The sequence below is a fragment of the Nonomuraea sp. NPDC005650 genome, from assembly GCF_040605375.1.
In the GTDB taxonomy this organism is placed as follows: Bacteria; Actinomycetota; Actinomycetes; order Streptosporangiales; family Streptosporangiaceae; genus Nonomuraea.
In genome coordinates, this window is the sequence record NZ_JBEXCR010000013.1 from 220,653 (window position 1) to 239,061 (window position 18,409).

An 18,409-nucleotide genomic window follows, 5' to 3' on the forward strand; every position below is an offset into this window, starting at 1 on the left:
GCGGGATGGGCTTCAGGCGCTGGACGTGGCGGGGGCGAGGGCCCGCTTGACCGGCTGGACGACCTCCTCGGCGAGCCGCCGCACGTACTCGACGCGTTCCTGCTGGCCGGCGGGCAGGTTGTAGGCGGTCAGCGTGATGTGGGTCAGGCCCACCTCGTGCGCCCGGAGGATCTGCTCGACGCAGTCCTCGGGGCGACCGATGATCGCCCACTCGTCGGGGTCACCCTCCAGCGCGAGGCTCGTCATGTTGCGTTCCTGCATGTCCCAGCCGGCGTACATCTTCATCGTCTTCTCGGCGTAGGCGTGGGCGCTGCGGATCGCCGCCTCGCGCGAGTCGGCGATCATGATCGCGCGGCCCGCGCCGACGATGCCGGGCTCGCGCCCGTGCTCCCCGGCCGTCTGCCGGTAGAGGGCGATCAGCGGCTCGATCTCGGCGAAGGTGGCCTGCGGGCCGAAGAAGACGCCCTCGGCGATCCGGGCGGCGCGCCTGGTCGCGCCGGCGCTCTGCGCGGCGAGGACGATCGGCGGGTGCGGGTCCTGATAGGGGGCGTAGCCCATCTGGCCGCCCTGGACGTTCCACCAGCGGCCCTCGAACCGGACGGGCCGGCCGCTCCAGAGCTCCTTCATCAGGGCGATGCCCTCTTCCACCCGGCTCGTCCGGTCCTTGCGCGAGACGCCGGCGGCGTTGAGCTCCAGCTCGCGGTAGCCGTTGGCGCAGCCGAGGATGAGCCGGCCCCGCGTGAGGTGGTCGATCGTGGCCACCTGCTCGGCGACGTCGACCGCGTTGTGCAGGGGGAGCACGAGCATCTGCGTCATGAAGCCGACGTTCCGGAACCGGGCCGCCATGTGGCTGATCCAGGGGAAGGGCTGCGGCCAGACGGTGGGCGCGGACATCCAGTGCTGCGAGGCCGAGATCCAGTCGAACCCTCCCTCGTCGGCGTGGCGGAGGCTTTCGAGGGCGTCCTCGAACTGCTCGGCCATCGGTCGTTCCCTGGAGCTCGTGAACTGCAGGCTTTGGATACCCAGCTTCATGCGGTGACCTCGTTCCGTGGTCGGCGCGCGGCGGGACCCCGGCCGACGTAGCGGCCGGTCCCCGCCTCCGCGGCGGTTTCGTAGTTGTCGACGATCACTCGGCCGCGCACCAGCGTGGTACGGGCCATGCCCCGCAGCCGCTCGCCCTCGTAGACGCTGACCTCGCACAGGCCGCGGTAGAAGCGCGCGTCCACGTCCGCCTCCCGCTCCGGGTCGACGATCACGACGTCGGCGTCGGCTCCCGGGGCGAGCAGTCCCTTGCGGGGGAACAGCCCGAAGGCGCGGGCCGTGTTGGCCGATCCGGCGGCCACGAGCTGTTCCATGGTCAGGCGTCCGCGGTGGACGCCGTAGGTCATCATGACCGGGAGCAGGTGTTCGGATCCCCCGCGTACGCCGGGGCGCGCGGCCCAGATGTTGCCGTGCTTGCCGCCGCCCTTCTCCTTGGTCTCGCGGGTGCGTCCGCCGGTGCCGTCGTCGGTGCCCAGGCACGACATCGAGCCGGCGGCCAGGCCGCCCCAGAGCGCGTCGCCGTCGGCCGGAGTCCTGAGCGGCGGGTTGACCTTTCCCCAGCAGCCGATCTCCTCTTCCATGCCGGCGTGGTGGGTCAGCCAGTGCGGGCCCGTCTCGCCGGTGACCCGGGTGCCCCGGGCCCGTGCCCGCGCGATCTCTTCGGCGGCCGTCGCGGTCGTCACGTGGACGACGTACAGCGGGCAGCCGGTGAAGTCGGACAGGGCGATCGCCTGGCGCACGCGGGTGGCCTCGGCGATCGCCGGGCGCGCCGCGCTCCACGCGGCCAGGTCCCGGCGTCCCGCCTCGGCCAGCCGCCTGCTGCTCAGCTCGACCATGTCGCCGTCCTCGGCGTGGGCCATCGCGAGGCCGGGCGAGCCCTGCGCGGCGATCCACGTCATCGACTCCAGCAGCACGTCCGAGTCCACCGGCGAGAAGATCGACCCCAGGCCCTCGTCCTCCAGCCCGCGCCGGCCGTAGGCGGTGAAGAAGTGCTTGAACGAGGTGACGCCCAGCGCCCAGGCCTCCGGCAGCGCGGCCAGGGAGGCGCGCCGCATCACGAACGCGTGCAGGAAGCCGTCCACGAGCGACCAGCGGTCGAAGCAACCGATCGTGGTGCGCAGCTGCTCCCCCAGCGGTTCGTGCGATCCGCCGGCGAAGTGGCCGAAGCTCGTCACCCCGCCGTGGGCCATGCCGCGGGTCTGGACCGGCAGGTTCGCCTCCAGCCCTTCGGCGATCGACGGGTCCTCTTCGCTGGTCATGTGCACATGCGGATCGATCAGCCCGGGGATCACGAAGTGCTCCTCGGCGTCGATGACGCGCCGCGCCCGCGGCAGGGCGGCGTCCGGGCCGACGAGCACGATCTTCGCGCCGTCGATCGCGACCCCGCCGTGAAAGCGCTCCTGGGGGCCGACGACCCAGCCGTTGCGGATCACGAGATCCACGGTCATGCCGCTGCTCCTTTCTGCTCTGCCTCGACCGGCATCAGGTGGCCGCCAGCGGCCCGTAGAGGTCGGCGCGGCGATCGGCGTACCGCGTCTGGCGCAGCCGCTCCCGCCGCAGCAGCTCCGGATCGAGCACGGCGTGCGCGCTGCCCTCGGCCTCGTCCAGCTCGGCGAGGAGCGTGCCGTCCGGCGCGGCGATCGTGCTGTTCCCTGCGAAGACACCGGTCTCCGAAGGCCCTGCCTGGTTGGCCGAGACGACGTAGACCTGGTTCTCGTAGGCCCGGGTGACCGCGATCGAGGAGTACAGGGACGGGTTGGGGAGCCGGCCGGCCGCCAGCGACACGACCAGCACCTCGCAGCCGCGCAGCGCCAGCGTCCTGGCCGCCTCGGGGAAGGAGTTGTCGGCGCACACCAGCAGGCCGACCGCGCCGAGTTCGGTCTCGACCGGTTGTAGCTCGTTGCCTCGGGTGAACAGCAGCTTCTCGTTCCTGGGCAGGTGCGTCTTGCGATAGACGTGCAGCGTGCCGTCGGGGCAGGTCAGGGCCAGCGAGTTGAACAGCCGGCCCGTGGGCGGCGCCCCCTGTTCGAGGAACCCGGCCGCGACGTGGCCGCGTCCGGCGGCGACCTCGCGCAGCCCCGACACGAACGGACCGGCCGCCGTCTCGGCCTGCTCGCTGAAGCGCACGTGCCGATCGACGTCCCCGCACTCCAGGAATCCGGCGTTGGCCAGCTCGGGCAGGACGACGAGGTCGGCTCCCGTGGACAGGGCCTCGTCGGCGGCGCGGAGCGCCCTCTCCCGGTTGGCGTCGCGGTCGAACAGCGTCACCGCCGACTGGACCACGCAGGCGCGGATCGTCCTCACTCCGGTGCCCTCTCCCGCCGCGCCCCGTCGGCGAGCTCCGAGGCTCTGCTCCGTCGCGCCTCGTCGGCGAGCTCCGGGGCTCCGCTCCGTCGTACCTCGTCGGCGAGCTCCAGGACCGCCTGCTCGATGAACTCGTAGCTGGCGCAGCGGCACATGCACCCGCCCAGCGCCTCGCGGACCTCGGCCGCCGTGGCCGGCGGCCCGTCCGCGAGCAGCGCGATCGTCGCCAGGACGAACCCGGGCGTGCAGTACGAGCACTGGAACGCCTGTTTCTCGACGAACTTCCGCTGGACCGGATGCAGCCCGCCGGGCCCGTCCAGCCCCTCGACGGTGGTGATCTCGTGCCCCTCCGCCGCCACGGCCGGCAGTAGGCAGCCGGTGACGTCCCGGCCGTCGAGCAGCACGGTGCACGCCCCGCAGACGCCCATCGAGCAGGTCTCGCGCACCCCGAACAGCCGCAGCTCGCGGCGCAGGACGAGAGAGAGGGGCTCGCTCGGCGCGCAGCGCAGCGACACCTCGCGGCCGTTGACGCGCAGCTTCAGGTCAATGTGCTCGGACATGCGGCTCCTCCAGGCGGTCCAGGGCCTCCAGCACGCGCTCCGCCGTGAAGGGCGCGTCCGTGAGCTCGACGCCCACCGCGTCGCGCACCGCGTTGGCGATGGCGGGGATCACCGGCGGCAACGCCGTCTCGCCGATGCCGTGGACCTCGGGGTCGGTCTCGGCTTCGAGCAGCGTCGCCGTCAGCTCCCCCGGGACGTCGCCGAAGGCGGGAATGCGGTAGTCGTCCAGGTTCGCGTTGAGCAGGCGGCCGTCGTCGTACTTCAGCTCCTCGAACAGCGCCTGGCCGAGCCCGAACATCGCGCTGCCCTGAACCTGGAGCCGGGCCGTCGCGGGATTGATCACCCGCCCCGCGTAGACGGCCGAGTGGTAGCGCAGCACCGTGATCTTCCCGGTCTCGCGGTCCACCTCGACCTCGGCCGCGCCCGCCCCCTGGTGCCAGTGCACCGAGCCGATGCCCTGCCCGGTCTCCGGGTCGAGGCCGCCCTTGGTGACGTACGAGCCGGAGCCCAGCACGGACCCGGTGAGGGTGCGCGTCAGAGCGTCGCGGTAGGAGACGGCCACCTCGGGACGGTCCCTGACCCGGACGGTCCCCGCGTGGAGCTCCAGCGCGTCGGCGGGGCTCTCCAGCAGCTCAGCGGCCAGGTGGAGCAGCTTGCCGCGCACGTCGGCCACGGCCAGCTCGACGGCGTGCCCCATCGAGTACGTCGAGCGCGACGACGTCGTCGACTGGTCGAACGGCGTGACGTCGGTGTCGGGATCGACCATCCGCACGTGATCGAGGTCGACCGCCAGGGCGTCGGCCGCGATCTGCGCGAGGACCGTCCGGGACCCCTGCCCCATCTCGACGGTCGAGGTGAGCACGTCGATGCTGCCGTCGCGCTCCATCTTGACCCAGGCGGTGGACGTCGTCGGCGTGACCGTCGCCTTCATGATCACCGCGCAGCCGCGGCCGCGCCGCCTGCGCGGGTCGGCGGGCTGGTCGAGGGGCACGGCGCCGATCGCCGCGGTCGCCTCCGACAGCACGCGGACGAGGTCGAAGTCGTGCAGCGTCTCGCCCGTGGGGTATTGCTCCCCCTCGCGGAGCAGGTTGCGCAGCCGCAGCTCGATCGGGTCGAGCCCCAGGCGGCCGGCGATCATGTCCAGCTGCCGCTCGTACGCCCACGCGGCCTGCGTGACGCCGAACCCGCGGAAGGCGCCGGCCGGCGGCAGGTTCGTGTAGACGGCGTACGACTCGACCTCGACGTTCGGCGTGCGGTAGGGGCCCGGGGTGGCGGCGCCGCCGTTGGTGATCAGCCGCGGGCTGATGTCGGCGTACGCGCCGGCGTTGTAGAGCGCGCGCACCCGCCGGGCCACCAGCCGGCCGTCGGAGGTGACGCCCGTGGTGAGCGTGATCCGCACCGCGTGCTTGGTCAGGGAGATCATGTCCTCGGCCCGGCTGAGCGTGAGCTTCACGGGCCGGCCGAGCTTCCTGGTGAGCGCCGCGACGATCGGCTCGATCTTGGCGTAGACCTTCCCGCCGTAGCCGCCGCCGAGCGAGGGCACCTTGACCTGGACCTTCGCGTGCGGCAGGTCGAAGAGGCCGGCGAGCTCGTGCTGCACCGCGTACGGCGTCTGCGTCGAGCTCCACACCACCAGCCGGTCGCCCTCGGTCCAGGCCACCGCCACGTGCGGCTCCATCGCCACGTGCGCGACCGCCGGGCTCGTGAAAACGTCCTCGAAGACGTGGTCGGCCTCGGCCAGGCCGCGTTCGACGTCGCCGTGTCTCAGCGCGAACCGGTTGCAGACGTTCCCGCCGTGGGAGCGAACCGGGATCACCGTGACGAAGGACCCGGCGGGCCGGGCGTCCCGGTCGTGCAGCAGGGGCGCCGGGTCCGCCAGCGCCTCGTCCACGTCGTAGACGGGGTCGAGGTCCTCGTACTCGACTTTGATCAGCGCGGCCGCCTCGCGGGCCGCCTCCTCGGTCGAGGCCGCGACCACGGCCACCGGCTCCCCGACGTAGCGGACCTTGTCGATCGCGACGACCGGCTGGTCGCGGATGACGGACCCGTAGTAGGGGTCGACGCCGGTGTGCGGGGCGAAGTCCGCGCGGGTGAGGACGCCCACGACTCCGGCGACCGTCAGGGCCGCGGAGAGGTCGATGTTCCGGATGAGCGCGTGCGGCCGGTCGCTGCGGTGGACGGCGGCATGGCACATGTCCGGCACGTCCAGGTTGATGACGTAGTCGATCTTTCCGGTGACCCGTACGTCGGCGTCGACCATGGCGACGGGACGCCCGACGACACCGGTCTGCTGGATGGTCACACCTTCACCGCCCGTCGTCTGCGGTTTCCGAGATCCTCCAGCGCGCGCCGGACGAGGACCGGGACGAGGCGCCTGCGGTACGCGGCGGAGGCGCGCAGGTCGTCGACCGGGTCGGACGCCCGCGCGTACGCCTCTGCGATCTCCGCGACGAGCTCCCCGTCGGCCAGGCTCCGGCCGCGGGCCATCGCCTCCGCCGCCTCCACCCGCATCGGAACCGGGCGAGCGGCACGCACCGAGATCCGCAGGTCCGAGCACCGGCCGTCGGCGTCCTGCCGCGCGAGGGCGCACACGCTGAGGGCCGGGCGGTCCTCGGCCGACCGGGTGAGGTGCTTCAGATAGACCCAGTCGGCGTCGCCGGCCGGGAGGGGCACCTCGACCCCCGTCATGACCTCGTCGCCGGCCAGCGCGGTCCGGTGGTGGCCGAAGAGGAACTCGTCAAGGGTGAGCTCCCTGGAGGCGTGTTTCGAGCGCAGTGTGACCCGCGCACCGAGGGCGTGCAGCACACCTGGCGGGTCGTAGCCGTAGTCCGCGTCGCTGACGTTGCCGCCCAGGGTGCCCACGTTCCGCACCCGCCGGTTGGCGACGAGCGACACCACCGACGTGAGCAGCGGCAGGGCCGCGCGGGCCGTGGCCGACCGCTCCAGCTGCCGGTGGGTCACCAGCGCGCCGATCCGCAGCTTCCCCGCGCCGGCCTCGATCCCGCGCAGCTCGCTCAGCCGTCCCATCGCGAGGAGCGCGGCGGGGGTGTCCTCGCCGGTGCGGATCCGGTTCATCAACGCGGTTCCGCCCGCCAGCAGTGCGGTGTCGCTCCCGTGCCGCTCCCGGAGCTCCAGGAGTTCCTCCAGCGACTCGGGGAGCAGCACCCGGGGCCAGCTCATCGAGCTCCCTCGTGGACCGGGGCCATGGGGTCGAGTCCAGACATCGTCTCCGCCCTCCGTGCGATTCGTTGCCATAATATGGCAACACATTCCGGCTGGGAAGAGGCAGATCCCATACTTGACGTCGCCGTTTCCTCGGCGGGGCCGGCGCGGCGCCGCTCGTCCGAGCGCATGCTGCCGCCAGGCCGCGGGCCCGCCCCGGCCGGGGTGCGTCAGGCGCCGGACAGGGCCCGGACCGTCCGCGACGGGCTCGGGCGGCCGAGCTCCCCGGCCAGCCAGACGCTCGTCTCGACGAGCTTGGCGAGGTCGACGCCGGTGTGCACGCCGAGTCCGTCGAGCTGCCAGAGCAGGTCCTCGGTGGCGAGATTGCCGGTGGCGCTCCTGGCGTACGGGCAGCCGCCGAGCCCGCCCGCCGCGGCGTCGACGGTCGTGACACCGCGCTGCAGGGCGGCGAGACAGTTGGCCAGGCCCTGCCCGTAGGTGTCGTGGAAATGCACCGCGATCCGGTCGAGCGCGACCCCGGCGGCGCGGAGCGCGCCAATAAGCGCGACGACCCGCCCGGGGGTGGCGACGCCGATGGTGTCGCCGAGAGCGAGTTCGGTGCAGCCGAGCCCGAGGAGCCTCGTGGCCACGGACACCACCCGCGGGATCGGGACGGCGCCCTCCCAGGGATCGCCCCAGCACATCGACAGGTAGCCGCGGACGCGCAGCCCGGCCTCCCGGGCACGGGCGACGACCGGGGCGAACATCTCCAGCGATTCGTCGACGCCGCGGTTGAGGTTGGCCCTGGCGAAGCTCTCGGTGGCCGACCCGAACACCGCGACGTCGGTGACGCCGAGGTCGAGCGCGCGCTCAAGCCCGCGCAGGTTGGGCACGAGGACCGGATAGCGCACCCCGGGCCTGCGGTCGATCCGCCGGAGCACCTCCTCGGCGTCGGCGAGCTGGGGCACCCACGCCGGGTGCACCATGCTCGTCGTCTCCACCACGGTGTGCCCAGCGTCGACCAGCCGCTCGACGAGCTCGACCTTCACCTGGACCGGCACGAGCCCGGCTTCGTTCTGCAGCCCGTCGCGGGGGCCGACCTCGCACAACGTCACCGCGCGGGGAAACCCGGGCAAGGAGTCGATGCCGTAGCCGTCCATGCAGCTCCCTCCGGGGCGCCCGGTCGCTTGGAGACAGCCACAATAAGACCATATAATGGCAAAAGCCAAGAGCGCCGACTGGCGCTCTCGGCTGATTGATCGCAGTGGTGTCAGTCGTTCTGCGGAAAACCGAGATTGAGCCCGCCGTGCGACGGGTCGAGCCACCGGGAGGTGACGACCTTGCCGCGGGTGAAGAAGTGCACGCCTTCCGTGCCGTGCGCGTGGGTGTCCCCGAACAGGCTGTTCTTCCAGCCGCCGAAGGAGTAGTACGACACCGGCACCGGGATCGGCACGTTGATGCCCACCATGCCGACCTCCACCTCGTTCTGGAAGCGCCGCGCCGCTCCGCCGTCGTTGGTGAAGATGGCCGTGCCGTTGCCGTACGGGTTGGCGTTGATGAGGCCGAGGCCCTCGTCGTAGGAGCGCACGCGGACGACGGACAGCACGGGGCCGAAGATCTCGTCGCGGTAGATGGACATGTCGGGCGTGACGCCGTCGAACAGGGTGGGCCCGAGCCAGAAGCCGCCCTCCCCGCCGTCGAAGTCCCCCTCGCGGCCGTCCACGACGAGCCGCGCGCCCGCGGCGACCCCCTCCTCGACGTACCCGGCGACCTTGTCGCGGTGCTGGCCGGTGACCAGCGGGCCCATGTCGCAGCCGCGGGTGCCGTCGCCGGTGCGCAGCTTGCGCATCCGGTCGGTGATCTTCTCGACGAGCTCGTCGGCGATGGTGTCGACCGCGACGAGCGCCGAGATCGCCATGCAGCGCTCGCCGGCCGAACCGAAGCCGGCGTTGACGGCGGCGTCGGCCGCCAGGTCGAGATCGGCGTCGGGCAGCACGAGCAGGTGGTTCTTGGCGCCGCCGAGCGCCTGCACCCGCTTGCCGTGCGCGGTGCCGGTCTCGTAGACGTAGCGGGCGATCGGGGTGGAGCCGACGAACGAGACGGCCCGCACGTCGGGGTGGGTGAGCAGGGCGTCCACGGCCTCCTTGTCGCCGTGCACGACGTTCATGACCCCGTCGGGCAGCCCGGCCTCGGTCCACAGGCGGGCCACGGCCACGGCCGCCGAGGGGTCCTTCTCGCTGGGCTTGAGTATCACCGAGTTGCCGCAGGCGATGGCGATCGGGACGAACCACAGCGGCACCATCGCGGGGAAGTTGAACGGCGAGATCACGGCCACGACGCCGAGCGGCTGCCGGATGGAGTAGACGTCGACCCGGGTCGAGACGTTCTCGCTGAACCCGCCCTTGAGCAGGTGCGGGATGCCGCACGCGAACTCGGCGACCTCCAGCCCCCTGGTGACCTCGCCGAGCGCGTCGTCGAGGACCTTGCCGTGCTCGGCGGTGATCAGCTCGGCGATCTCGTGCTTGCGCGCGTGCAGCAGCTCGCGGAACGCGAACAGCACCTGGGCGCGCTTGGCCAGAGAGGCGCCGGCCCAGCCGGACCAGGCCGCCTTGGCGGTGGCCACGGCCTGGCCGACGAGCTCGGTCGAGGCGAGGTCGACGCGGCCGGTGAGGGCGCCGGTCGCGGGGTTGTACACGTCGCCGGCGCGCCCGGCGGGGCCCTCCCAGGAACGGCCGCCGATGAGGTGGGTGATACGGGTGGTCAACGTGCTGGTCCTTCCGGGTCGCGAGAGGCCGGCGCCACGTGGGGCCGTTGCGTGGCCTTGTGCGTCGTGTACCGCTCATAGGCGCGGCGGGTGGAGTCGAGTTCGCTGACCTCGCTGACGGGGACGTCCCACCAGGACCCGCTGTCCGGGGCGTGCACCGTCGGGTCGGTCTCGACGTGGATGACGACGGGCCCGCCGTCGGCCGGAGCGGCCTTGGCGTCCTTGATCGCCTGTTCGAGCTCCTGCGGGTCGCGCACCTCGATGACGGTGGCGCCGAAGCTGCGGGCGCTGGCGGCCAGGTAGACCGGCAGCCGGGCACCGTCGAGGCGGCCGGTGGCCTCGTCGCGGAAGCGGTAGCCGGTGCCGAAGCGCTGGGAGCCGAGCTCCTCCGACAACGAGCCGATGGAGTGGAAACCGTGGTTCTGCACCAGGACGACGATGATCTTGACGCGTTCCTGCACCGCCGTGACCAGCTCGGCCGGCATCATCAGGTACGAGCCGTCGCCCACCATGACGAACACGTCCCGGCTCGGGTCCGCCAGCCGGACGCCGATGCCGCCCGGGATCTCGTAGCCCATGCAGGAGTAGCCGTACTCGACGTGGTAGCCCTTGCGGTCGCGGACCCGCCACAGTTTGTGCAGGTCACCGGGCATGGACCCGGCCGCGCACACCACCACGTCCCGCGGGTCGGACAGCTCGTTGACGAGGCCGAGCACGGTGCCCTGGGTGAGCACGCCGGCGGCGAGGGCCTGGGTGACCTCCGCCGGCGGGTGGTAGGCGGCCTCCACCCGCGCGTCCCACTCCCTCCAGAGCTCGGCCTGCCGCTCGCGGTAGGCCGGCTCCACCTCGTATCCCTCCAGCGCCGCCGTGAGCGCGGTCAGCGCCTCTCGTGCGTCGGCGACGACCTGCAGGCCCGCGAGCTTGCCGGCGTCGAGGCGGGCGACGTTGACGTTGACGAAGCGCACACCGGGGTTCTGGAAGGCGGTGCGCGAGGCGGTGGTGAAGTCGCCGTAGCGGGTGCCGACCCCGATGACCAGATCGGCCTCCCTGGCCAGGGCGTTGGCGGCGGTGGTGCCGGTCGAGCCGACCGCGCCCATCGCCTGCGGGTGGCCGTGCGGCAGCGCCCCCTTGCCGGCCTGGCTCTCGCCGACCGGGATGCCGGTCGCCTCGCAGAAGGCCCGCAGGGCGTCCTCGGCGCCGGAGTAGTGCACGCCGCCGCCCGCCACGACGAACGGCCGCCGGGCCGCGGAGATCAGCGCCGCGGCGTCGGCGACGTCGGCGGCCTCCGGCAGGGGCCTGCCCACCCGCCAGACCCGCCGCTCGAACAGCTCAAGCGGCCAGTCGTACGCCTCGGCCTGCACGTCCTGGGGCAGCGCGATCGTCACCGCGCCGGTCTCGACCGGGTCGGTCAGCACGCGCATGCCGTTCAGCAGCGCCGCGGGCAGCTGCTCCGGCCGGTCGACCCGGTCGAAGAAGCGCGACAGCGGGCGGAAGGCGTCGTTGACGGTCACGTCCGCGGCGTACGGCACCTCCAGCTCCTGCAGCACCGGCCCGGCCACGCGCGTCGCGAACGTGCCCGACGGCAGCAGCAGCACCGGGATCCGGTTGACCGTGGCCAGCGCGGCCCCGGTGAGCATGTTGGTCGAGCCGGGGCCCACGGACGCCGTGCACGCCCAGGTCTGGAGGCGGTCCTCGTGGCGCGCGTAGGCCACGGCCAGGTGCACCATCGCCTGCTCGTTGCGGGCCAGCACGTACGGCAGCCGCTCCGGCCCGCCGGCCAGCTCGTCCTGCAGCAGCGCCTGCCCGAGCCCGGCAACGTTGCCGTGCCCGAAGATCCCGAGGCACCCGGCGAACAGCCGCCGGCGCTCCCCGTCGCGCTCGGTCCACTGCGCGGCCAGGAACCGCACGACGGCCTGCCCCACGGTCAGTCGCACGGTACCTGATGTCGCCGGGTCCGCGACGGCGCCTGACGTCGCCGAGTCCGCGACGGTGTCCATCATCGGGCTCCTCCCATCGGCAGCCGGGGATCGACGTCCTGACCGGCCCAGGTTCGGCGTACCCAGCCGTGGGCGGGGTCGTCGCAGATCAGCCAGGCGCGGGTGGCGCCGGGGCCGGCCATCACGTTGAGGTAGTAGAGGTCGTAACCGGGCGGGGCCATGGCGGGACCGTGCCAGCCGTGCGGCACGAGGACGACGTCGCCGGTGCGGACCTCGGCGAACACGTCGATGGGCCGCTCGGCGGTGCCGTAGACGCGCTGGTAGGCGACCGCGTCCGCGCCTCCGGGGGCGCCCGGCTCGGCGCGTACCTCGAAGTAGTAGATCTCCTCGAGCTCGGTCTCCACGCCGTCCCGCTCCTCGTCGTGCTTGTGCGGCGGGTAGGAGCTCCAGTTGCCCGCGGGCGTGATCACCTCGCAGGCGATGATCGAATCGGCGTCGAGCACCTGCGGGACGCCGAAGTTGCGCACCTCGCGCGAGGCCGTGCCGGCCCCGCGCAGCTCGACGGGCACCTCGGCCGCGGCCACGTGCCGGAACGGCAGCGGCTGGGCGGCCTTCGCCCCGCACAGGGCAATCTTCGCCGGGCAGTCCCCCGCGCCGACCGTCAGGCGGGAGCCCTTCCCCACGTACGCGACGTCGGTGGGCCCGGCGAACACGCTCTCCCGCCCGGCGAGCCGGACCTCGTGCCGCCGCCCCTCGTGGTCGGCGACCACGAGGTCCGCGCCGCCCGCCAGGGGCACCACGATGACCTCGCTGTCACCGGTGTCCAGCTCCACCTGCGCGTACGGCTCCAGCGTGGCCACCCGCAGGCTCGTGTGCGCCCACCCGGGGACGGCGTCGGTGATCGACACCTGGAAGGCGCCGTCGGCGGCCGTGCCGTAGGTCCGGACCCAGCGCGCGTTGTCGTTCATGATCCCTCTCCGTGTACGAGTGCCGCGGCGAGGTCGACCGCGGCGGCCACGTCGCCGTCCGGCGGGAACAGCAGGGCCCGCCCGACCACCAGCCCGCGCACGGCGGGCAGGTCCAGCGCCCGCCGCCAGCCGGCGTAGGTCTCGTCCGGATGGCCGGTGGGGTCGCCGCCCAGCAGCAGGGTCGGCATGGTCGTGGCCTCCATGACGCGTTCCAGGTCGTCGACCACGGGCAGTTTCAGCCAGGTGTGCCGGCTGGCGGCGCCCAGCCCGGCGGCGATGTGGATGGACGTGATGGCCGAGTCGGGATCGAGCAGGTTCTGCACCCGCCCGTCCGCCCCCCGTACCGACAGGAACGGCTCCACCATCGCCATGACGCCGTGCCCCGCCAGCTCGGTGACCGCCCGGCCGCAGGCCTCCAGCGTGGCGACGGTGCCGGGGTCGTCCAGGCAGATGCGGGTGAGCATCTTGCCGCCGTCCAGGCCGCGGGCGGCGATCTCGCCCGCGGTGTAGGCGGTGAAGCGGTCGTCCAGCTCGAAGACGGCGCCCTGCAGGCCGCCCCGGTTCATCGAGCCGATCGCGACCTTGTCCTCCAGCGCCCCCATCAGCAGCAGGTCGTCCAGGACGTCGGGGGTGCCGAGCACGCCGTCCACGCCGGGGCGCGACAGCGCGAGGGCCAGGCGTTCCAGCAGGTTGCCGCGCGAGGCCATGGCCTGGCGGTCGCCGCGGGCGCCGAGCGCGCCGCGGGCCGGGTGGTCGGCGGCCACGATCAGCAGCCGGCCGTCGGCGCCCACCAGGTCGCGCCGCCGGCGGGCGGCCCACCCGTCGGCGATCCGCGACGGCTCGCGTACCCGGATCTCGGTCAGATCGCCGATGCCGGGACGGCGCGGCGCCTGGGTCGTCATCGTTCTTCCTCCCCGTTCTGGGGCAGGGCGCTGCTCAGCCCCGCCTCGACCTCGGCCTCCGTCGGCATCGCGTCGGCGCATTCGAGCCGGCCGGCGACGATGGCGCCGGCCACGTTCGCGAAGCGCAGGATCCGGGTCAGCGCCCAGCCGCTCAGCAGGCCGTGCACGAGCGCGCCCCCGAAGGCGTCGCCGGCGCCGAGCCCGTTCACCACCGCGACGGGGAAGGGCGGCACCTCGACGCGCTCGTCCGCGGTCGCCGCGAGCACCCCCTTGGGGCCCTGCTTCACGATCGCGAGCTCCACGCCCCTCTCCAGCAGGGCGTCCGCCGCCCGCTGCGGATCGCTCTCGCCGACCGCGACCTCGCACTCCTCCCGGTTCCCGACCGCCACCGTGACCTGCTCCAGCGCCTTGCCGATCTGCGCGCCCGCCTCACCGGCGTCCGGCCAGAACATCGGCCGGTAGTCGAGGTCGAGGACGGTGTGCGCGCGCCGGCCGCGGGCCTGCCACGCGGCGAAGTGCGCCGAGCGCGACGGCTCCTGCGACAGCCCCGTGACGGTGGCCCAGAACACCCCCGCCTGGCGCACCGCCTCCAGCGGGACCTCGTCCGGCTCGATCATCAGGTCGGGCGCGGTCGGATAGCGGTAGAAGTACAGCGGGAAATCGTCAGGAGGGAAGATCTCGCAGAACGTCACCGGCGTCGGCGGGCCGTCCACCTCCCCGGCGAAGGCGTCGTCCACGCCGAAGCCGCGCAGCGCCCGGCGCACGAAGCGGCCGAACGGGTCGCGCCCGGTCCGCGTGACGATCGCGGCCCGGCGGCCGTACCGGGCCGCGGCCACCGTCACGTTGGTCGCGCTGCCGCCCAGGAACTTGCCGAACCGCTCCACGTCCTCAAGGCCGACGCCGTGGTCGAGCGGGTAGATGTCCACCCCGCACCGGCCCATGGCCACCAGGTCATATGACCGCGCCATCGCTCATGCCCCCGCGGCGCCGCGGTCGAGAGCATCGCGCCGCACGGTGCCGGGCCGCCGGTACGCGCCGCGGTGGCCTGGCGGTGGGGTGAACGGGGTGGTCATGGCTGCTGGATCCCTTCCGGCTCAGAAACGCGACGGCTCTCGCGACCTCGGGCCCGCCCCTGGACAGAGCGGTCGGCGATGCTGTCGAGCCTGCCTGACCGCGACGGCTTGAGTCAAGACTTTGTCCTGACATATTGGCGTAATGTCATCCTGAGAAGACGCTCCAGTATGGTGGCCGCGTCGATGATCAGCACGGCCGGGGCCTCGATAGGGTGCGGTTCGTGCCCTCATCCCCCAGACGCCGGCTCCTGAGCTTCCTCCCGCTGGCCGGCCGGCCATGGCTGGCGGCCCTTACCGTACTCGAACTGTTCCTCCTGGCGGAGCCGACCGCGGTGGCCCTGGTGACCGGTGAGCTGGTGGGCCGCCTGGCGCAGGGCGTGGCCCGGCAGGACGCCGCCGCGGGCGGCATCGGCGCGATGCTCGCGCTGCTCGGCGCGCTGCTGGTCACCGGCAACGTGCTCCGCTCGACGAGCCGGCCGCTGGCCGAGCGGGTGGGCCGGCGGATCGACGCCGCGGTCCGCGAGGAGCTGACCTCCCGCGTGCTGGCGCTGCCGGCCCTGGACCGGGTGGAGGACGTCGCCGTACAGAACGAGCTGACCACCATGCGCTCGCCGCTGCTGACCTGGACGGACGAGGGCATCGGAGCGGCGGCGGCCGGCCGGTTCCGCGCCGGGCTGACCATGGCCGGGCTGGTGACGGCGATGCTGGTGCTCTCCCAGGTGGTGTGGTGGTGGGGCCCGGCAACGGCCGTGGTGGCGCTGCTGCTGGGCCGCTACCGGGTCGGCATGTGGCGGGAGTTCTTCGCGGTGGTGTCGGGCACCATGCCGGCCGCGCTGCGCGGGCGCGCGTGGTCGGCGATGATGTCGGACAGCCGGGACGCCAAGGAGGTCCGGATCTTCGGGCTGACCGGCTGGCTGGAGAAGCACGCGGACGAGAACATCGCCGACGCCACGCGGCGGATCATCGATTCGCGGGTGGCCCTGCTCCGGCGCGAGATGTCGGTCTTCCTCGGGTGGGCGGCGACCGCGTCGGTGGTGTACGTGGCGGTGGCCACCTCCGGCGAGGTGTCGGTCGGCCGGATCGCCGCGACGATCGGCGCGGTCTCCGCCATGTTCGTCATCTCCATGTCGAGCCAGGGCGAGGACCGGGACGAGGTCGCGATGCCCGCCGTGGACGCGGTCACCCGGATCCGCGCGCTCGCCCCCGGCCTGGAGCCGCCGCCAGGACCGGACGGCACCGGCGAGATCGCCCTTCGGGACGTGGAGTTCGGGTACGGGGAGGTGCGCGTGCTGAACGGCGTGACGTTAACGCTCACACCCGGCGAGGTGATCGCGGTCGTCGGCGTGAACGGGGCGGGCAAGACGACCCTCGCCAAGCTACTGACCGGCCAGTACCGCCCGTCGAGCGGCACGATGGCCACCGATCCCACGGCGTACGCGGTCTACCAGGACTTCAACCGGTACGAGCTGAGCGCGTACGAGAACGTCAGGATCGCTGCACCGGAGGCGACGCGGGAGCAGGTCGAGGCGGCGGCCCTGGCGGTGGACGCGGCCGAGCTGATCGAGAAGCTGCCCAAGGGATGGGAGACGGTGCTCTCCCCGAAGTACGCCGGCGGCGGCGACCTGTCCGGCGGCCAGTGGCAGAAGATCGCGCTCGCGCGGGCCGCGCTGGCGGCCGCGTGCGGGGCGCGGCTGCTGGTGCTGGACGAGCCGACCGCCAACCTGGACATCGAGGCCGAGCTGGCGGCCTTCGACCGCATCCGCCAGGTGCGGGGCCGCGCGACCGTCGTCCTGATCTCCCACCGCTTCTCCACCGTGCGCAAGGCCGACCGGATCGTCGTCCTGTCCGGCGGCCGGATCAGCGAGGACGGCACCCACGACGAGCTGCTCGCCGCCGCCGGGGAGTACGCGCGCATGTTCCACCTCCAGAGGAGAGCGTATGAGGTTCACTGAGATCCGCACGCTGCTGGGCGAGTGCCTGCGTCACAAGCCGGGACGCACCTGGCTGGTGCTCGTCCTGACCCCGCTGGGCGCGATCACCCCCGGGCTGACCGCCCTCGGCCTGCAATGGCTCGTGGACGGCGTGCTCACCGGAGCCCGGCCGTCGGTCATCGGCGGGGCGGTCTGCGCGGCGACGGCGGGCGCCTTCGCCCTGGCAGGGAGTCGCGTCATGCAGGTGCAGACCGACCTGCTGGGCAGCGAGGTGGGACCCGTGCTGGACCGGCGGATCATCCGCTGGTGCGCGACCCTGCCGACCACCGCGCACCTGGAGGACGCCGAGTCGCTGCGCCGGATCGAGCAGATCCGCGGGCTCGGCCAGCGGACCGTCACCACCGGGCTGGCCTCCCTGTTCGTGGTGCAGAGCGGGCTCTGGCTGGTCATCACCACGATCCTGCTGGCCGGGGTCCACCCCGTGTTGCTGGCGCTGCCGCTGTTCGCGCTGCCGTCGATCCTGCTCACCCGGACCAGCTCGCGCAGGACCGAGGCGGCCAGGGCGGAGACCGCCGAGCGCAACCGGGCCGAACAGCACCTCTTCACGACGATCACCGAGGCGAACTCGGCCAAGGAGCTGCGGCTCGGCACCTCCGGCGGGCACGCCGCCGCGATCGCGCGCCGCCTGCGCGAGGAGCGGACCGCGATCCTCTGGCGGGCCACGCTCGCCGTCGGCCGCCTCTCCCTGATCGGCTCGCTCGTCTTCGTGGCGGCCTTCCTCGGCGCGTTGTTCCTCACCGTCCGGCTGGCCCTCTCCGGCACCGTCAGTCCGGGCGCGCTGCTGCTGGTGGCCACGCTCGGCGGCCAGATCAGGGGCCAGCTCGACCTGCTCACCCACGCGCTCACCCGCTCCGCCTACGGCCTCACCCTGGCCGGCCACTACCTGTGGCTGCGCGACCTGCACGATGCGGGCACCAGCGGCACGCTCGCCCCGCCCGACCGGCTGCGCGACGGCATCACCCTGTCCGGCGTGGACTTCTCCTACGGCGGGCCGCCCGTGCTGCGCGGCATCGACCTGCGGCTGCCCGCCGGGGCCACGGTGGCGCTGGTCGGCGACCACGGCAGCGGGAAGACGACGCTGGTCAAGCTGCTGTGCGGGTTCCACCTGCCGACCGGCGGAAGCGTCACCGTGGACGGGACCTCCCTCACCGAGCTGGATCCCGCGGCCTGGCGCGAACGCGTGACCGCCGCCTTCCAGGACTTCAGCCGGTTCCCGTTCCTGGCCCGCGAGGCCGTCGGCGTGGGCGACCTGCCCAGGATGGACGACATCGCGCGGGCCGCCGAGAAGGGCGGCGCCGCCCAGGTCTTCGCCCGCCTGCCGGAGGGCGAGCGCACCCGGCTCGGCAAGGCCCTCGGCGACGGCGTCGAGCTCTCCGGCGGCCAATGGCAGAAGATCGCCCTGTCGCGGACGTTCATGCGGCCGACGCCGCTGCTCGCCGTACTCGACGAGCCGACCGCCGCGCTCGACGCCGCCAGCGAGTACGAGGTCTACCGGCGCTACGCGGAGGCGGCCCAGGAGTGGCAGCGCGCCACCGGCGGGATCACCCTGCTGGTCTCCCACCGGTTCGCCACCATCCGGATGGCCGACCTGATCGTCGTGCTCGACGGCGGCCGGATCATCGAGTGCGGCACGCACGCCGAGCTCATCGACCTCTCAGGCCGCTACGCCCACCTGTACGACCTGCAGGCGTCCGCCTACCGGTGATC

14 protein-coding genes are annotated in these 18,409 nt (G+C 73.1%); 2 read left to right on the forward strand and 12 right to left on the reverse strand.

The features are described from left to right. Positions 1-12 precede the first annotated feature (12 nt). The 12 genes from ABZS69_RS23765 to iolC all read right to left on the reverse strand — a co-directional run bounded on the left by ABZS69_RS23765 (position 13) and on the right by iolC (position 14,606). Positions 13-981 carry an LLM class flavin-dependent oxidoreductase gene (locus ABZS69_RS23765; protein WP_355376224.1) on the reverse strand — a complete coding sequence of 323 codons (969 nt, stop codon included), beginning with the start codon at positions 979-981 and terminating at the stop codon, positions 13-15. A gap of 47 nt (positions 982-1,028) precedes the next feature. Beyond that, positions 1,029-2,489, reverse strand: coding sequence for an amidohydrolase family protein (locus ABZS69_RS23770; protein ID WP_355376227.1), 1,461 nt, complete (start codon positions 2,487-2,489; stop codon positions 1,029-1,031). Positions 2,490-2,523: 34 nt separating this feature from the next. After that, positions 2,524-3,345: a carbon-nitrogen hydrolase family protein gene (locus tag ABZS69_RS23775; protein WP_355376230.1), complete on the reverse strand. Its 822-nt coding sequence runs from the start codon at positions 3,343-3,345 to the stop codon at positions 2,524-2,526. Next, positions 3,342-3,905 carry a (2Fe-2S)-binding protein gene (locus ABZS69_RS23780; RefSeq protein ID WP_355376233.1) on the reverse strand — a complete coding sequence of 188 codons (564 nt, stop codon included), beginning with the start codon at positions 3,903-3,905 and terminating at the stop codon, positions 3,342-3,344. Before ABZS69_RS23780 ends, ABZS69_RS23775 begins: the two co-directional genes overlap by 4 nt. Continuing rightward, positions 3,889-6,207, reverse strand: a complete 2,319-nt coding sequence (locus tag ABZS69_RS23785; RefSeq protein ID WP_355376236.1) for a xanthine dehydrogenase family protein molybdopterin-binding subunit — start codon at positions 6,205-6,207, stop codon at positions 3,889-3,891. The genes ABZS69_RS23780 and ABZS69_RS23785 overlap by 17 nt, the downstream gene beginning before the upstream one ends. Then, positions 6,204-7,085 carry an FAD binding domain-containing protein gene (locus ABZS69_RS23790; protein ID WP_355376238.1) on the reverse strand — a complete coding sequence of 294 codons (882 nt, stop codon included), beginning with the start codon at positions 7,083-7,085 and terminating at the stop codon, positions 6,204-6,206. The genes ABZS69_RS23785 and ABZS69_RS23790 overlap by 4 nt, the downstream gene beginning before the upstream one ends. A 212-nt stretch (positions 7,086-7,297) precedes the next feature. Further along, on the reverse strand, positions 7,298-8,227 hold the full coding sequence (locus ABZS69_RS23795; RefSeq protein WP_355376241.1) for a hydroxymethylglutaryl-CoA lyase: 930 nt from the start codon (positions 8,225-8,227) through the stop codon (positions 7,298-7,300). A 110-nt stretch (positions 8,228-8,337) separates the two neighbouring features. Next, complete coding sequence (locus ABZS69_RS23800; RefSeq protein WP_355376243.1) at positions 8,338-9,831, reverse strand: CoA-acylating methylmalonate-semialdehyde dehydrogenase; 1,494 nt, start codon at positions 9,829-9,831, stop codon at positions 8,338-8,340. Then, positions 9,828-11,828 (reverse strand): 3D-(3,5/4)-trihydroxycyclohexane-1,2-dione acylhydrolase (decyclizing), encoded by a 2,001-nt coding sequence (iolD, locus tag ABZS69_RS23805; RefSeq protein ID WP_355376402.1) that lies wholly within the window; start codon positions 11,826-11,828, stop codon positions 9,828-9,830. Before iolD ends, ABZS69_RS23800 begins: the two co-directional genes overlap by 4 nt. Beyond that, positions 11,828-12,736 (reverse strand): 5-deoxy-glucuronate isomerase, encoded by a 909-nt coding sequence (iolB, locus tag ABZS69_RS23810; protein ID WP_355376246.1) that lies wholly within the window; start codon positions 12,734-12,736, stop codon positions 11,828-11,830. Before iolB ends, iolD begins: the two co-directional genes overlap by 1 nt. Further along, a complete protein-coding gene (locus tag ABZS69_RS23815) occupies positions 12,733-13,638 on the reverse strand; it encodes a deoxyribose-phosphate aldolase (RefSeq protein WP_355376249.1) in 906 nt (301 codons plus the stop codon). The genes iolB and ABZS69_RS23815 overlap by 4 nt, the downstream gene beginning before the upstream one ends. Next, positions 13,635-14,606, reverse strand: coding sequence for a 5-dehydro-2-deoxygluconokinase (gene iolC, locus ABZS69_RS23820; RefSeq protein WP_355376252.1), 972 nt, complete (start codon positions 14,604-14,606; stop codon positions 13,635-13,637). The genes ABZS69_RS23815 and iolC overlap by 4 nt, the downstream gene beginning before the upstream one ends. 326 nt (positions 14,607-14,932) lie before the next feature. Between iolC and ABZS69_RS23825 the strand changes: the two genes are divergently transcribed. Next, positions 14,933-16,663, forward strand: a complete 1,731-nt coding sequence (locus ABZS69_RS23825) for an ABC transporter ATP-binding protein (RefSeq protein ID WP_355376255.1) — start codon at positions 14,933-14,935, stop codon at positions 16,661-16,663. Beyond that, entirely contained in the window at positions 16,650-18,407 is a 1,758-nt protein-coding gene (locus ABZS69_RS23830; protein WP_355376257.1) for an ABC transporter ATP-binding protein, read from the forward strand. The genes ABZS69_RS23825 and ABZS69_RS23830 overlap by 14 nt, the downstream gene beginning before the upstream one ends. Positions 18,408-18,409 lie beyond the last annotated feature (2 nt).

Coding starts and splice junctions, on each gene's coding strand:
- ABZS69_RS23770 (WP_355376227.1), bottom strand. CDS start 2,489: ATGACCGTGGATCTCGTGATCCGCAACGGCTGGGTCGTCGGCCCCCAG.
- ABZS69_RS23795 (WP_355376241.1), bottom strand. CDS start 8,227: ATGGACGGCTACGGCATCGACTCCTTGCCCGGGTTTCCCCGCGCGGTG.
- ABZS69_RS23830 (WP_355376257.1), top strand. CDS start 16,650: ATGAGGTTCACTGAGATCCGCACGCTGCTGGGCGAGTGCCTGCGTCAC.
- ABZS69_RS23815 (WP_355376249.1), bottom strand. CDS start 13,638: ATGACGACCCAGGCGCCGCGCCGTCCCGGCATCGGCGATCTGACCGAG.
- iolD (WP_355376402.1), bottom strand. CDS start 11,828: ATGGACACCGTCGCGGACTCGGCGACGTCAGGCGCCGTCGCGGACCCG.
- iolB (WP_355376246.1), bottom strand. CDS start 12,736: ATGAACGACAACGCGCGCTGGGTCCGGACCTACGGCACGGCCGCCGAC.
- ABZS69_RS23765 (WP_355376224.1), bottom strand. CDS start 981: ATGGCCGAGCAGTTCGAGGACGCCCTCGAAAGCCTCCGCCACGCCGAC.
- ABZS69_RS23790 (WP_355376238.1), bottom strand. CDS start 7,085: ATGAGCTGGCCCCGGGTGCTGCTCCCCGAGTCGCTGGAGGAACTCCTG.
- ABZS69_RS23780 (WP_355376233.1), bottom strand. CDS start 3,905: ATGTCCGAGCACATTGACCTGAAGCTGCGCGTCAACGGCCGCGAGGTG.
- iolC (WP_355376252.1), bottom strand. CDS start 14,606: ATGGCGCGGTCATATGACCTGGTGGCCATGGGCCGGTGCGGGGTGGAC.